The organism is Xenorhabdus sp. PR6a (genome assembly GCF_028599065.1).
Classification (GTDB): domain Bacteria; phylum Pseudomonadota; class Gammaproteobacteria; order Enterobacterales; family Enterobacteriaceae; genus Xenorhabdus; species Xenorhabdus doucetiae.
Window position 1 is genome coordinate 1 of record NZ_JAQRFJ010000048.1, and the last position, 15,513, is coordinate 15,513.

The following is a 15,513-nucleotide window of genomic DNA, read 5'->3' on the forward strand; positions in this document are numbered from 1 at the left end:
TATGGCGGCCTGCCGGTAAACTGAGTAACCCCATCCATCCCAGCTCCCTAAACCGCCTAATCCAGCGCCAGACAGAAGACTCAGCGCAACACAGTTTATCGGCCACTTGGGAGACCGGCTCTCCCTGGCATAACCAGAGTATGCCCATGATCCGGCGGGCATAATTTTTATCTGTGGTTTTTTGAACGACTTTTTTCATCTGGCGCCGTTCATTTCGGGAGGTGGGTGGTAAGATAAGCATAACTCAGTCCTTCCTTTTGCGGTTTCTTTTATTGCAATCAAGACATTCGCAAAAATAGGACTGAGTTTCTTTGAGACTCCTACCATTTTGGCAAGCCATTTAGCTTAACCCTATTATTACCTCCAGTAATGAGTAAATATTAACCATCCACTTTAGGTCACCGGGTTTGAGGAGAGGATATGCCAAAGAGATTGGTCATTCCTGAAAAGATCAATGAAGTTTTCGCTCATTTGAACGAAAGCTCAGATAATCGCACCCTCTATGCCTCATTAATGGATGGGGAAGATATAGCGATCCATATAAAAGGATTATCCCTTGCTCCCGGCTATCGCATGGTTCGTGTTGATAATCGATTGGCTGATAAGATTACTCAGTCTCATTTTGAGTTAGCTCTGATTAACGATATATCGAAAGAAGTTGCTTATTATAATCGAGTGGTTATACAGCTTGATATCGAGTTAAATTGCCGTCCTGTCACTCAAATTCTCGTTTGGCGTATTAGAACACCTCAACATCGAGCAGTTCTGCGTGACTTAGCGGGTAAGGTGTTCTTTGATTACTTGCTGGAGCACTATAGCGTAATAGTCTCTGACATGAATCAGACTAATGATGGCATGGCTTTTTGGCAGGATCGTATGTATGACGCTTTGGTGTATCATTTGCATGTTTACGCTTATGACATGATAACCTGCGAATTGCGCAAGATCCTAACCCAAGATGATGTTAGCCGGCAAGAGAGGTGGTTATGGGGAGATCCCGAACATCATCAAAATCGACTGGCAATCATTTCTAAAAACGAATTGCCAATACCGAAAGAATAAACAAGAACCCGCCCTGAACTGCTTGTTATTCATCTCCCCCTTGATGCTAAAAGCGCGTTTCACTCACAATTAGCATTCAGGAGGGAGAATTCCGCCAGTCTTGTTAAAAAAAGCGCTATTGAGCGGAAACGGATTCCATCCCCACCAATCCCACTTTGAGATAACCCGCTTTGCGTAAGGAATCCATTACACTCATCAGGGTTTCATAATCTACTGTTTTATCAGCCTGGAAGAAAATCGTCGTGTCTTTGTTGGATTGTGTGGTTTGATCCAAAACCAAAGATAAGTTATTGCGATCAACGACCTGCTCTCCCACATACAACTGCTTATCCGCTTTCACCGTCAAAAATACCGGTTTTTCTGGCCGTGGCTGCGGTTTAGCGGTCGATGCCGGCAAATCAACTTTGATATCTACGGTTGCCAATGGCGCTGCCACCATGAAAATAATCAACAGCACCAACATCACGTCAATAAATGGCGTGACGTTAATTTCATGCAATTCACCGTTATCGTCCAAATCTTCATTAAGACGTATTGCCATAATTGATTACCTTGCTTCTGCTTTTTCTGCTTTGCTTTCAGCCAGATCAAGATCACGCCCCAGCAACAGGACTGCCTTGGCCGCCATGTCGCCCACCTGACCACGGTATGATGCAATCACACGGGCAAAAACGTTATAAATCACAACCGCCGGGATCGCGGCCACCAGCCCCAGTGCTGTTGCCAACAAGGCTTCCGCAATACCCGGTGCAACAACCGCCAGGTTCGTGGTTTGTGACTGAGCGATACCGATAAAGCTGTTCATGATCCCCCAAACTGTACCAAACAGTCCCACAAATGGAGAGATTGCGCCGATGGTCGCCAGATAGCCGTTACCACGCCCCATACCGCGGCTGATAGCGGCAACGGCACGCTCCATGCGGAACGAGGTTCGCTCTTTGGTGCCCACTTTATCGAGGCTGTCAACAGACAGGGCGCGCTCTGACTGTGCTTCACTCAACAACAGGCGGCTAATGCTGCGATTGCCAAAATCTGCTGCGATTTTCACCGCCGTATCCAGATTGGCAGCATCGACCAGCGCCAGTTGCTCCTTACGTAAACGGCGGCGAGCCATTAACAGTTCAAATCCTTTAGAGAAAAATAGCGCCCATGTGATAACAGAAGCGATGACCAGACCCACCATGACGGTTTTTACAACGACGTCCGCGTTTTGGTACATGCCCCAAACAGACAGATCTGTTGCGAAACCACCGGACTGGCTGTCAGAAGAGGCGCCTTCAACCGGTGCGACAACCGTTTCCGTCGCCACGGTTTCTGTCGCGACGACATTTTCTGCGCTATCTGCTGCCGCGGTTTGCGTGTCTGGGGTTGAGGGTGCATCTGTTTTCTGCATATCCGTGCTTGATCCCACCGCTTGCGCTGCTGTGGAAGATACGGGTGTTGCAGGAGCGGCTACCTGAGCAGCAGCCTGATTTTCTGGCGCGGCTGGCGCTGTGTCAGCCCATGCTGAACTTGTTAATCCGAGTGCCAATAGAATAGAAGCTGTCAAATTACGCATCAGTTAGCCTTACTCTCTTTCTTATAGATTCTGTTACTTAGCAATGAATCAGGTTTACTCATCTTGCTAATCCTAATATTCCTGAGGAAAAATTCCGCTGTAAATGATATCAGACATTGCACGATTTGATAGTAATTATCATTACTATTTAATAAAAAAGTACAACTTAATGCTGTTCCTTCGTTAATCGATTTTGGTTTACCCTCGGCAACTCACCTTGAATTTTCGTCAAGTTGCGCGAATCCCTTTGGCAAAACAGCGCCAAATCTTTTAACTTTCTAATCATTATTTGAACAATGCCATTGAGATTAGGCAGGAAATGCACTTGGGGGAATGATGTCATGACAGAAAAAAAACGAGAAACCTTATTGGTCAGTGCAGGGAGAGACAAAAAGTATACACAAGGTGCGGTTAATCCCTTTATTCAGCGGACTTCATCTGTCATTTTCGATACCGTTGAAGACTTAAAACATGCCTTGAACAACTGTGACAAAGGGGAATTATTTTATGGGCGGCGTGGCACACTGACCCATTTTGCCTTTCAGGCCGCGATGGCTGAATTGGAAGGCGGAGCAGGCTGTGCACTCTATCCTTCCGGCACGGCAGCGATTACCCACTCTATTCTGGCATTTGTGGAAACCGGCGATCATGTTTTAATCACCGGTACGGCCTATGAACCCACGCAAAAATTTTGCGATCACGTTCTGAAAAAAATGGGAATTTCCAGCGATTATTTTGATCCCATGATCGGCGAAAACATCGCGTCGTTGATCCAACCCAATACCAGCGTTATCTTTCTGGAATCCCCCGGCTCCCTGACGATGGAAGTGCAAGATATTCCGGCTATCGTGCGTGCCATTCGCCGGGTCAACCCTGAGATTGTGGTTATCATCGATAATACTTGGGCGGCGGGTGTACTGTTTAAGGCGCTGGAGTTTGGTATCGATATTTCCGTTCAATCCGCGACAAAATATATTATTGGTCATTCAGATGGCATGTTGGGTACCGCGGTCGCCAATGCCCGATGTTGGGATCAGCTCAGAGAAGGATCTTATCTGCTGGGGCAAATTGCCGATCCCGATACGGTGTATATGGCGAACCGGGGGCTGCGCACGTTAGCGGTACGCTTAAAACAGCATGAAGAAAGCAGCCTCAAAATTGCTAAGTGGCTCGCACAGCGGCCGGAAGTCGCCGAGGTTTATCACCCTGCCTTGCCTTCTTGTCCTGGACATCAGTTCTTTCAGCGCGATTTCACCGGTGCTTGCGGGCTGTTTTCTTTTCGGCTGAATATCCCGCTTACACCGCAACAATTTGCGGATTATCTCGATAACCTGAACCATTTTAAGATGGCCTTTTCGTGGGGTGGCTTTGAGTCATTGATTCTGGGCACTCAACCAGAAACGCTTCAGCGGTTGCGTCAGTATCCTGCACCGCAGAAAACCGGCACCTTATTCCGGCTCCATATCGGTCTGGAAGATCCACAAGACTTAATTGATGATCTGGAAGCGGGTTTTGCCCGTTTGCGGTACACTGGAGGTAAATTTGTTCGTTAATTATTTTATTCGCAAAAATCACAGGATACACAATGGAAACGTTAAGCGAGATCGTGCATGCGCTCTGGCATCATGATTTTAACCAACTGGCCAATCCAGATGTCATCTGGATTATTTATAGCGTCCTCTTTACCACGCTCGTGTTGGAAAATGGACTACTGCCAGCCGCCTTTTTACCCGGCGATACATTACTGGTGCTTTCCGGTGCCTTAATTGCCCAAGGTGTCATGAGTTTCATCCCCACGGTAGTTCTGCTTACCATCGCGGCCAGTCTGGGCTGTTGGCTAGGTTATTTGCAGGGGCGCTGGCTCGGCCATACCCGCGTTGTCAAAAACTGGCTGGCTCAACTTCCCTTGCAATATCGCCAACGTGCCAATGTGTTATTCTCCAAACACGGTCTGTCGGCCCTGCTTATCGGACGCTTTTTGGCGTTTGTCCGTACTCTCCTGCCAACATTTGCCGGTATTTCTGGCCTAAATAACAAACGCTTTCAATTTTTTAACTGGTTAAGTGGCTTCTTATGGGTCATTATTATCGTGGGTTTTGGTTATATTTTGAACCAGATCCCTTTCGTTAAAGCCCATCAAGATATGGTCATGAATATTTTGGTAATTTTGCCCATTATTCTGCTGATCAGCGGGTTGTCCGCTTCTTTACTGATGTATTGGCGTCACAAAAAAGGAGCATCAAAGAAAAGTAAGTAATCGGCTTATCGTTTTAACGTGATCGCAAAAACCACTATTTTTTCTATTTACTCGACTATCAATTTACTGGATTATCAAGCTACTGGATTATCAATCCAAGAATTGAACCAGCGTCCATTCCAACATTTTCCTGAATGGGATGGACGACCTCATCAACCAACCAACATCGAACCCACCCCCACCAAGGTCATTTTTGGCAGAAGGAGGTAAGAATGGGTCAGCAGACAATTATTAAACTCGTTGATGACAATCACATGCCACAATTGGGGCTTGGGGTTTGGAAAGCGAGTAATGAACAGGTTGTTAAGTCTATCCATACCGCGTTAGAAGTCGGTTATCGCTCCATTGACACCGCAGCCATTTTTCATAACGAAGAAGGTGTGGGGAAAGCCTTGAAGGAGAGTGGCATCCCCCGCGAAGAAATTTTCATCACCACCAAACTTTGGAATGATCGACATCTGGATGCTCATGCGGCATTACAAGAAAGTCTGGACAAACTACAGCTAGACTATGTTGATCTCTATCTCATTCAGTGGCCAATACCTGAACAAGGCCATTATGTTGATGCCTGGAAGCAACTGATTGAACTGAAAGCCGCGGGTCTGACTCACAGTATTGGTGTTTGTAACTTTCATATCGAACATTTACAAAAAGTGATACAGGAGACAGGGGTGGTTCCCGTCATCAACCAAATTGAACTGCATCCCTTGCTGCAACAGCGGCAACTTCATTCATGGAATGCCACCCATTATATTACAACCGAGTCATGGAGCCCGTTATCGCGGGGCGGAAAAGGTGTTTTTAATTCTCCATTGGTTGAACGTCTGGCACTTAAATACGGTAAAACCCCTGCGCAAATTGTGATTCGCTGGCATCTTGATCGTGGCATGATTGCCATTCCTAAATCCGTTACACCTTCCCGCATTAAAGAAAATTTTGACGTGTTTGATTTCAGACTGGAAAAAGAAGACTTAACCGCTATGGCTGAATTGGACATTGGCAAGCGGATAGGCCCAGATCCCGATACTTACAATCAATTTTAGCCGGAAAAATGCACACCATAGATTCAATTTATCCCTTTCATTCAACCCATCCCAACAGACCTGAATTCTGTGTTTCAACGGAGTTCAGGTCATGTGCCTGAGCATTTATAACACGATATTCATAATACAATATTCATAACACAATAATTTATTAACAAAATCAGAAATATTAATAATAACTATGTTTACTATTTATATATGAATCATCATATAGACTTACTTCACGACGCTAAATAACAGCCATATTAAACAGATAACTGAAAATATTGGCCTGTCCACAGCGAAAATTCACCTATTAACTTTAACTCCTAAAACAGAAAACTTAAGGAAATGATAATGGTTTACATAGTTATTTCTTTATTAATGCTTATCCCTTTTTTCTTTACCTTGAAATGGTTCCTGTTGTCGCACCGGATCTACCACAATGCGGCGGGGATCTTGCTGGCAATCGCCGCGATGGCTTTTCATATGTATATCTTTCGGTTTGATAATATTCCCATTGTGCATATTGAGGTCTCCCATCGACCGATCGTGTTTTATGGCGCAGTCATGATCGCGCTTCTGCACGGTATCCTCTATTCCATCTGTTTCAAGCGGTATTATGGGAACAAACAATAAGGAAAGTCATCCAAGCAATAACCAACGGTAACATTACGTTACCGTTGGGGATCATCATCCTGATCTTTATGTTCTGCTTCATCAGAAGATTTGGTATTGGCCGTCAGCAGATAAGGAGACTGTTGCCAGCGGCTGGGGGAGAGTTTCAGTAAGTTATGAGCCAGAATAAAGCCAATCGCCAGGGATAGCAGGAGCATTATCCTCAGTAAGTTAGTTGTGTTATCGACCTGCTTGGCCTCGGTTGCCAATCGATGAGTATCCAGAGTCAGGCGAAGAAAACCTTTAGGATGATTTTTCCCTGGTATCGGCACAACGATTTGTTGGTTAAAGTAACTACTGGATTTTTTGCCTTCCAGCGATAACCGTTCACGAACAGAAATCGGCTCACCACTTCGGGCTATCTGTGTTCCACTCTCCAGATAGACACTGGCATCCAAAATGCGGCTGTTGCTCGTCAAGTAATCTAAATTAGCAACAATCTTTTTATTATTAAGATCTTTGCTACCATTCTCCATATAATCAGACAAGCTGAATGCGACCTGTTTTGCCAAGGTCTTTGCCAGATCTTCAAACTGATCCATATGCGCCTGTTGTTGAGAACGGCTGAAATAGGAAACTCCCTGCATCAGCAGTACTAACAGTGCTATACATATTAATATAATCGCCGTCTTGTGCAGTCTAATTTTTAGCTTTGCTTTTATCATCGTTATCTCATCCCACGCTTAGAAAGCACATGTTGCCAGATGCGGTATTGATAGGATAGTTTGAAAAGCGTTTTTTGCCTGCACCAAATTATACGGAATTACAGGAGTTGATATTCATGTCTAATAATCTGGCCTATCGCTATTTACCGGACGAGATCCACAAATGGCCCGGATTACCCTTGTCCCTCAGTGGTGATGAAGTGATGCCACTGGATTACCGAGCAGGAGATAGTGGCTGGTTGCTGTATGGACGCGGTTTGGATAAACAGCGTATCAGTGATTTTCAGCACCGATTGGGCGCAGCCATGGTGGTGGTCTCTTCATGGCGGATCGATGATTATCAGGTTGTCCGTATTGCCGGTAGCCTTTCGCCCCGCGTTAAACGACTGGCAGACGAATGCCGTTTGGATGTCGTTCCATTGGGGCAGATCCCCCGCCTTCGCGCACCGGGCTTATTGGTGATGGATATGGATTCCACTGCTATCCAGATTGAGTGCATTGATGAGATTGCCCGTCTGGCCGGCGTGGGTGATAAGGTGGCGGCAATCACCGAGCGGGCGATGCAGGGCGAACTGGATTTTTCAGACAGTCTGCGCGAACGGGTTGCCCAACTGGCCGGTGCTGACGTCTCGATTTTGCAGCACGTGATGGATACACTTCCGCTGATGCCGGGGCTAACCAGCCTGGTTCGCAAGTTACAATCATTGGACTGGCATGTCGCGATTGCCTCCGGTGGTTTCACTTTTTTTGCCGATAATCTTCGCCAGCAATTACGTCTTTTTGATGCAGTTGCCAATCAACTGGAGATCAAAAATGGCAAGCTGACCGGTAAAGTCAAAGGGCCGATTGTTGATGCAAAATATAAGGCAACCACGTTGATCAGATTGGCAAAAGCGCTGGATATTCCCCTGAGCCAAACTGTCGCCATCGGAGATGGTGCCAATGATCTAAAAATGATCCGCAAGGCCGGGTTGGGCATCGCCTATCACGCTAAACCCAAAGTTTATGCTCAGGCTAAAGTGGCTATCCGCCATGCCGATCTCATGGGCGTTCTGTGTGTATTGAGCGGTGGTCTGAAACACGAAGAACGTTAAGGCCGGCAGACAAAAATCACGATTATATTGAGGAAGTACACAGTGGCAAAAGCAGCAAAGCGGGCATTTGTCTGTAACGAGTGTGGCGCGGATTATCCCCGTTGGCAGGGGCAATGTACCGCATGCCACGCATGGAATACGATTACAGAAATACGTTTGGCCGCAGCTTCATCATCCCGCAATGAGCGTTTCAGTGGCTATGCCGGAGATGCTGGGATCAGTAAAGTACAAAAACTATCGGATATCAGTCTGGAAGAGCTGCCCCGTTTTTCAACCGGATTTAAAGAGTTTGACCGTGTTCTCGGCGGTGGTGTGGTTCCCGGCAGTGCCATTTTGATTGGCGGTAATCCCGGCGCGGGGAAAAGCACCCTGCTTTTACAAACCATGTGCCAATTATCAACCCAGATGAAAACGCTGTATGTGACAGGGGAAGAATCATTGCAGCAAGTGGCGATGCGAGCGCATCGGTTGGGTTTACCGACAGATAAACTGAATATGCTGTCGGAAACCAGCATTGAACAGATCTGTCTGATTGCCGAGCAAGAACAGCCCAAACTGATGGTGATCGACTCCATTCAGGTCATGCACATGGCCGATATTCAATCGTCACCCGGCAGTGTGGCACAGGTCAGGGAAACCGCAGCCTACCTGACACGGTTTGCCAAAACCCGTGGCGTTGCCATTATCATGGTTGGGCATGTGACAAAAGATGGGACGTTGGCCGGCCCCAAAGTGCTCGAACACTGCATAGACTGTTCGGTTATGTTGGATGGTGAAACCGATTCCCGTTTCCGTACTTTGCGCAGCCATAAAAACCGCTTCGGTGCCGTTAATGAGCTGGGCGTGTTTGCGATGACCGAACAGGGGCTGCGCGAGGTCAGTAATCCTTCCGCCATTTTCCTCAGCCGTGGTGATGAAGTGACCTCTGGCAGTTCGGTTATGATTGTCTGGGAGGGCACTCGCCCGTTGCTGGTTGAAATTCAGGCATTGGTCGATCACTCCATGATGTCAAACCCACGCCGCGTCGCCGTCGGGCTTGAACAAAACAGGCTGGCGATCCTGCTGGCTGTCCTGCACCGACACGGCGGTTTGCAAATGGCTGACCAAGATGTTTTTGTCAACGTTGTTGGTGGGGTCAAAGTCACAGAAACCAGTGCTGATCTGGCGTTATTGCTCTCTTTGGTTTCCAGTTTCCGCGATCGGCCGCTGCCCCGTGATCTGGTGGTATTTGGTGAAGTGGGATTGGCCGGAGAAATTCGTCCCGTTCCCAGTGGACAAGAACGCATTGCAGAAGCCGCTAAACACGGTTTTAAACGGGCTATCGTTCCTCATGCTAATATGCCGAAAAAATCACCACCTGAGATGAAAGTATTTGGGGTCAAAAAGTTAGCTGATGCGTTAACCGTTCTGGATGATCTGGATTAAGACACAATCCTTTATTCCTTTGAGAACTATATAACCAGTAGATTTCAAGTGACCGCTTGAAATCTATTCTTGAAATCCATCAGAGCAAGCACAATCTCCGTTTTTTCTATTTTTTCCCCTACGGTACTTATTAGCGCCATTGCCATTTATTTTAAACTATCAATTTTGCTTTTACCTTTCACAATAAGCATGCTACTTTGTTTAATATACTAAACATCAAGGAGGTCTTATGGGGCAATTTGACTATTTGAAAGAAGCGATCAGACAGGCAGGTTACACGTTACAGCAAGTTGCTGATGCCAGCGGAATGACAAAAGGCTATCTGAGCCAACTGATTAACAACAAGATAAAAAGTCCCAGTGCACAGAAACTCGCTTCTCTTCATCAATATCTAGGATTGGCGTATCCCATGGAAAAGAAAACCGTCGGCGTGGTGTTTGGTAAATTTTACCCATTGCATACTGGACACATTTATTTGATTCAACGAGCATCCAGCCAAGTGGATGAGCTACACGTTGTTCTTTGTTATGATGAAGTGCGTGATCGTGACTTGTTCATCAACAGTTCGATGTCCCTGCAACCTACTGTCAGTGACCGTCTGAGATGGTTGTTGCAAACATTCAAGTATCAGAAAAATATTCATATTCATGCATTTGATGAACAAGGATTGGAGCCTTACCCAAATGGCTGGGAAGCGTGGAGCCAAAGCATTAAATCGTTTTTGGCAGCAAAAAGTATCAACCCTAACTATATCTACTCCAGCGAAGCACAGGATGTTCCGCGTTATAAAGAGTATTTTGGCATCGAAACAGTGCTTATCGACCCACAACGCTCATTCATGAATATTAGCGGCAGCCAAATCCGTCAGGCTCCTTTCCGTTATTGGGAGTATATCCCTACCGAGGTTAAGCCATTTTTTGTACGTACAGTGGCCATTCTTGGCGGAGAATCCAGCGGAAAATCGACATTAGTCAATAAGTTGGCGAATACGTTTAACACCACCAGCGCATGGGAATATGGGCGCGAATACGTATTTTCCCACCTGGGAGGCGATGAAAGGGCTTTACAATACTCAGATTACGATAAAATTGCATTAGGTCATGCTCAGTACATCGATTTTTCAGTTAAATATGCCAATAAAGTGGCGTTTATTGATACTGATTTTGTGACTACACAGGCATTCTGCAAACGCTACGAAGGTAAAGAGCACCCCTTTGTTCAAGCGATGATTGACGAGTATCGCTTTGATTTAGTAATTCTTTTAGAAAACAATACACCGTGGATTGCAGATGGTTTAAGAAGTTTAGGCAGTGATCGGGATCGCAAAGAATTTCAACATTTACTTGAAAGTTTGCTAAAGAAAAATAATATCGATTATGTCTGTGTCAATTCACCGGATTATGATCAACGTTTTCTGCGTTGCGTTGAACTGATCCAACAAATGTTAATGGAGTGACTAACTTTTATCTATAAAATAGATTACACTTATATTATTATCACAATTAATTGATAGTGATTTATTATTCAGTGTAATCTTTATCGTTTTGTATTTATCCTATTTAAACAGCAAGTTAAATGTTTACTTTGGTTATTTTTACAATAGTAATAAAATAAATTGTGATAGTAATATTTTTTGATACTTTAATTTTACTGTTTTGACTTGAATTACAGGGAAATAAGTCATTTAATGAACAGACCTATTGATTTATAAATATAAAATTTATTAGTGACTAACAAATCCACAAATATTATAGGTGTTTTTATCAATGACGGAGGTAATAAAAAGTAACATTAAAATATAAATGGCATTTTCCTTATTATAAAAATGGAATAAAAATAGAAGAATTTATGCTATTTTTATTTGGTTTAAGCGTTATTTTAAGCATAAATACTTAATATTCTTGATTTTTTATTCCAAGACTAAGAAACATCTCATTTATTAGATAGTCATTGTAAATAATAATTGACATAAGATGAGTATATCCTTGGTGAAGATGTTTCACATATAGACTATTTTTATTCGTACAATACCATAAGGACATCAGTGTTATTGCGAATAAATTCAGACAGCATATGTTAAGGGAAAGGCTTTAATCTTTTAACCTAATTGTGTTGAGAATATGAACTTGAATCAATTTAAATCGATTGAGGTTATCAATATTTCATATGGTTTAACTGGTGTTACAGTTAATCATGAAATGATTTCAGATATCACATTTTCTATTATACCAGGTGAAATTACTTTGATAACAGGGCCGAAAGCATCGACTAACCGTACAGTGTTGTCGATTGCATCGGGTATGTTACAACCAGATCAAGGAGATGTATTAATCAATAATAACAAGCTAAAACTAATGGATGATGTAGAATTAGGAAAGTTTCATCATGAAAATAGTGGGTTTATTTTCCAAGATTTCAACTTATTTAGTGAACTCACACTGTTAGATAACTTGTTATTATCAACGTCTTATGGATTATCGCTTTCTCGCGAGCAAGCAGAAAAAATCGCTCAAAAGTCATTGGATATTGTGAAATTAGGCGATAAAAGCCGTTATTATCCAGGCGAGCTGTCTGAAAACGAGAAACAACTGGCTGCAATGGCAAAAGCCATCGTCAGAAGACCTGAATATTTATTTGCTGATGACCCAACACGCAATTTAGATCATCAGGCATTTAAGACATTCATTAATATCTTTAAATTTATTGCCCATGAACAGAAAGGTACGGTTGTCATTGCCTCTCAAGACAGACGCTTGATACAACATGCAGATAGCGTTATCACTTTAGCCAGTGGGAAGGCAGTTAAGACTTATGAATCCATTCTGAATCAACGCGTTTTGGTGTCGTAATGGTGTAGTAATAGCATAGTAATGACAATGAGTGAGTGACTCGTAAAAAAACGGCCTGATAACAGGCCGTTTTTTCTATCAATCTGATTTTCTATCAGACTTACTTGCTGATCTTTTTATATTTAATGCGATGAGGCTCTAATGCTTCAGCCCCCATCGTCCGCTTCTTGTAATCTTCGTATTCGCTAAAGTTCCCTTCAAAGAAGGAGACTTTCCCTTCATCCTGATAATCAATGATGTGGGTCGCGATACGGTCAAGGAACCAACGGTCATGGGAAATAACCATCGCACAGCCAGGGAATTCCAGCAGGGCGTTTTCCAATGCGCGCAAGGTTTCGATATCCAAGTCGTTGGTGGGTTCGTCAAGCAGTAACATATTGCCGCCAACTTGCAGCAGTTTGGCTAAATGCAGGCGACCACGCTCACCCCCAGACAATTCACCAACACGCTTGCCTTGATCTACCCCTTTGAAGTTAAAGCGCCCAACATAGGCACGGCTTGGAATTTCAAAGTTGCCGATACGCATGATGTCTTGACCGCCAGAGACTTCTTCCCAAACAGTTTTGCTGTCATCCATGTTATCGCGGAACTGATCAACGGAAGCCAGTTTAACGGTTTCACCCAGTGTAATTGCGCCGGAATCTGGCTGTTCTTGGCCGGACAACATACGGAACAACGTCGATTTACCCGCACCGTTCGGGCCGATGATCCCAACAATCGCACCTTTTGGCAGGGAGAAACTTAAGTTGTCGATCAGAACGCGATCACTGTATGACTTAGTTAGATTGGTCACTTCCAGCACTTTGTCACCCAAACGAGGTCCAGGTGGAATGAACAACTCGCTGGTTTCATTACGCTTCTGGTACTCGACGTTATTGAGTTCTTCAAAGCGAGCCAGACGTGCCTTACCTTTCGCCTGACGCCCTTTCGGATTTTGGCGAACCCACTCAAGCTCTTTCTCAATAGATTTACGGCGAGCCGCTTCTGACGCCGCTTCCTGTGCCAGACGCGCGTCTTTTTGTTCCAGCCATGAAGAGTAGTTGCCTTCCCACGGAATACCTTCACCACGGTCAAGCTCCAAGATCCAGCCTGCAACGTTATCAAGGAAGTAACGGTCGTGGGTAATCGCTACCACAGTCCCTTCGTAATCGTGCAGAAAGCGTTCCAGCCACGCGACAGACTCAGCATCAAGGTGGTTAGTGGGTTCGTCGAGTAGCAGCATATCTGGTTTTTCCAGCAACAAGCGACAAATTGCCACACGGCGGCGTTCACCACCGGATAAGTGTTCAATCTTGGCATCCCATGCCGGCAGGCGCAGGGCATCAGCCGCTCGCTCAAGCTGATTTTCCAGATTGTGCCCGTCATGAGATTGGATAATCGCTTCCAGCTCACCCTGCTCTTTTGCCAGCTTATCGAAATCCGCATCCGGATCAGCATAAGCGGCATAGACTTCATCAAGGCGAGTCAGGGCATGTTTGACTTCGCTGACCGCTTCTTCCACGGCTTCACGAACCGTATGTTCAGGATTGAGTTTAGGTTCCTGCGGCAAATAGCCGATTTTAATACCGGATTGTGGGCGCGCTTCTCCCTCAATATCTTTATCAATACCCGCCATGATGCGCAGTAAAGTCGATTTACCTGCACCATTCAAACCGAGAACACCGATTTTTGCTCCAGGGAAAAAACTCAGAGAAATATTTTTCAGAATATGCCTTTTCGGGGGAACAATTTTTCCTACCCGATGCATACTATAAACATATTGAGCCAATGTCGTTTACCTTTTGATTAATAAGTATTTTTAGGGTTTATATTTTTTGCACAGCCTGCCAGTAAGAGCGGGATTATAAAAGAAGCTTCTTCATACCATCTTCTCACTGTCTATTATGTCAGCTATATGAATTTAACGATTTTAACTCAGTTTCACGCAGGCACTGGAATTTTTCTTCGACTATTTGAATGACGGTAGAAAGTAGTTTGTTCATTTTTTCATGTGCATTGGGCGTGATAACACCAATAATTTGTATATGGATAGGATAAGTTCGATGTACCGCATAGATAAGAAAGCTGTCACTGTTCCTCTGGGGTTGCCTGACAGCTTTACTCCACGGTTGCTCTAGTGCAGGGATCCTAACATGAGCTTTATAGATCCCTGCTGAGTTTGAATGAGAATTTCGTTCAAAGCCACCCATCTTTCCTAAGTAACCAGATAACTTGCTTCTGTTTAGAAAATCAGCCAACGCCTTAGCAAAAAATATTTCTAATGGTTCTGATTCTGCATCAATTATGATGCTTACACGCTTTTCCATTTCGAAGGCTCCAAGCCAAAGCGCATATGGCTATTTTCAATGGATTTCTTGAATAATTCGGTGTCTTCTTTGCTAAATTCTATTTCATCATCACAATATTCAACATCTTCGTATTGCTTTACAAGCATGGCTATGTCGAGGGTTAACCGTCTGTATTCGATGAAATTATCTATAGTGACATGCTTCATTTGTTTTAAAATTAATAAATGTGGTTGCCAGACCGGATCGAGATCTGCCATGAAAAAAACATAAAGTAGTCTTGAAATTCCGTTATCAACTTCGTTTGCTATAAAATTAAGCTCGCTGGAAGATAGGCTATGCACGTCGATAGCCCGAATTTCTTCATCGGAACCGAAACTAATGGTGTTTATCGTAGCCTTAGATTCTTCAATCTTTGCCTTAACAATATCCATTAACGCATTGATTTTTTCCAATGCGTCGGCTGATTGTTTTTGAGATATGGACTTACTGTGACTTCTATCAAAGTCACTAAATGGCCTTTCAATGGGGCATGATATGTCACTGAACAGGCTTGCTATATTTCTTTCAGTATCTGGATTTAATAGAGCCATAACTTCCAACCCCGTCATAATCATG

Annotated in this window: 16 protein-coding genes; 9 read left to right on the forward strand and 7 right to left on the reverse strand. The window is 44.2% G+C overall.

The window, feature by feature from the left end; genetic code table 11:
- Positions 1–241, reverse strand: a 241-nt coding sequence (locus PSI15_RS12910; RefSeq protein WP_273583876.1) for a helix-turn-helix domain-containing protein, incomplete at its 3' end; no start/stop codon positions are given.
- A gap of 179 nt (positions 242–420) precedes the next feature.
- On the opposite strand from PSI15_RS12910, the gene PSI15_RS12915 reads away from it, so the two are divergent.
- Positions 421–1,062, forward strand: coding sequence for a hypothetical protein (locus tag PSI15_RS12915; RefSeq protein WP_273583877.1), 642 nt, complete (start codon positions 421–423; stop codon positions 1,060–1,062).
- A gap of 115 nt (positions 1,063–1,177) precedes the next feature.
- On the opposite strand, the gene exbD is transcribed toward PSI15_RS12915, so the two are convergent.
- Both exbD and exbB read right to left on the reverse strand, forming a co-directional pair.
- Entirely contained in the window at positions 1,178–1,603 is a 426-nt protein-coding gene (gene exbD, locus PSI15_RS12920) for a TonB system transport protein ExbD (protein ID WP_045968808.1), read from the reverse strand.
- A 6-nt stretch (positions 1,604–1,609) separates the two neighbouring features.
- Positions 1,610–2,620: a tonB-system energizer ExbB gene (gene exbB / locus PSI15_RS12925; RefSeq protein ID WP_273583878.1), complete on the reverse strand. Its 1,011-nt coding sequence runs from the start codon at positions 2,618–2,620 to the stop codon at positions 1,610–1,612.
- Between the two features lie 341 nt (positions 2,621–2,961).
- Between exbB and metC the strand changes: the two genes are divergently transcribed.
- The 4 genes from metC (at position 2,962) to PSI15_RS12945 (ending at position 6,538) form a co-directional block, all read left to right on the forward strand.
- Positions 2,962–4,173: a cystathionine beta-lyase gene (gene metC / locus PSI15_RS12930; protein ID WP_273583879.1), complete on the forward strand. Its 1,212-nt coding sequence runs from the start codon at positions 2,962–2,964 to the stop codon at positions 4,171–4,173.
- A gap of 32 nt (positions 4,174–4,205) precedes the next feature.
- On the forward strand, positions 4,206–4,877 hold the full coding sequence (locus PSI15_RS12935) for a DedA family protein (protein ID WP_273583880.1): 672 nt from the start codon (positions 4,206–4,208) through the stop codon (positions 4,875–4,877).
- Between the two features lie 212 nt (positions 4,878–5,089).
- Positions 5,090–5,920 (forward strand): 2,5-didehydrogluconate reductase DkgA, encoded by an 831-nt coding sequence (gene dkgA / locus PSI15_RS12940; protein ID WP_045968799.1) that lies wholly within the window; start codon positions 5,090–5,092, stop codon positions 5,918–5,920.
- A 336-nt stretch (positions 5,921–6,256) separates the two neighbouring features.
- Complete coding sequence (locus PSI15_RS12945) at positions 6,257–6,538, forward strand: hypothetical protein (RefSeq protein WP_273583881.1); 282 nt, start codon at positions 6,257–6,259, stop codon at positions 6,536–6,538.
- Positions 6,539–6,576: 38 nt separating this feature from the next.
- Here PSI15_RS12945 and PSI15_RS12950 read toward each other — a convergent pair whose 3' ends face one another.
- Entirely contained in the window at positions 6,577–7,242 is a 666-nt protein-coding gene (locus PSI15_RS12950) for a YtjB family periplasmic protein (RefSeq protein WP_273583882.1), read from the reverse strand.
- Between the two features lie 116 nt (positions 7,243–7,358).
- Here PSI15_RS12950 and serB point away from each other — a divergent pair, with 116 nt between their 5' ends.
- The 4 genes from serB to PSI15_RS12970 all read left to right on the forward strand — a co-directional run bounded on the left by serB (position 7,359) and on the right by PSI15_RS12970 (position 12,610).
- Positions 7,359–8,336: a phosphoserine phosphatase gene (gene serB, locus PSI15_RS12955; RefSeq protein ID WP_273583883.1), complete on the forward strand. Its 978-nt coding sequence runs from the start codon at positions 7,359–7,361 to the stop codon at positions 8,334–8,336.
- Between the two features lie 42 nt (positions 8,337–8,378).
- Positions 8,379–9,761: a DNA repair protein RadA gene (gene radA, locus PSI15_RS12960; protein ID WP_273583884.1), complete on the forward strand. Its 1,383-nt coding sequence runs from the start codon at positions 8,379–8,381 to the stop codon at positions 9,759–9,761.
- Between the two features lie 229 nt (positions 9,762–9,990).
- A complete protein-coding gene (gene nadR / locus PSI15_RS12965; protein WP_273583885.1) occupies positions 9,991–11,217 on the forward strand; it encodes a multifunctional transcriptional regulator/nicotinamide-nucleotide adenylyltransferase/ribosylnicotinamide kinase NadR in 1,227 nt (408 codons plus the stop codon).
- Positions 11,218–11,881: 664 nt separating this feature from the next.
- Complete coding sequence (locus PSI15_RS12970) at positions 11,882–12,610, forward strand: ATP-binding cassette domain-containing protein (protein ID WP_045968787.1); 729 nt, start codon at positions 11,882–11,884, stop codon at positions 12,608–12,610.
- A gap of 100 nt (positions 12,611–12,710) precedes the next feature.
- On the opposite strand, the gene ettA is transcribed toward PSI15_RS12970, so the two are convergent.
- The 3 genes from ettA to PSI15_RS12985 form a co-directional block, all read right to left on the reverse strand.
- The gene (ettA, locus tag PSI15_RS12975; protein WP_273583886.1) at positions 12,711–14,378 is read right to left on the reverse strand and encodes an energy-dependent translational throttle protein EttA; all 1,668 of its coding nucleotides are present in this window, start codon (positions 14,376–14,378) and stop codon (positions 12,711–12,713) included.
- A 118-nt stretch (positions 14,379–14,496) separates the two neighbouring features.
- Complete coding sequence (locus PSI15_RS12980; protein ID WP_273583887.1) at positions 14,497–14,916, reverse strand: type II toxin-antitoxin system YafO family toxin; 420 nt, start codon at positions 14,914–14,916, stop codon at positions 14,497–14,499.
- A complete protein-coding gene (locus tag PSI15_RS12985) occupies positions 14,901–15,506 on the reverse strand; it encodes a hypothetical protein (protein ID WP_273583888.1) in 606 nt (201 codons plus the stop codon). Before PSI15_RS12985 ends, PSI15_RS12980 begins: the two co-directional genes overlap by 16 nt.
- Between the last annotated feature and the right edge of the window lie 7 nt (positions 15,507–15,513).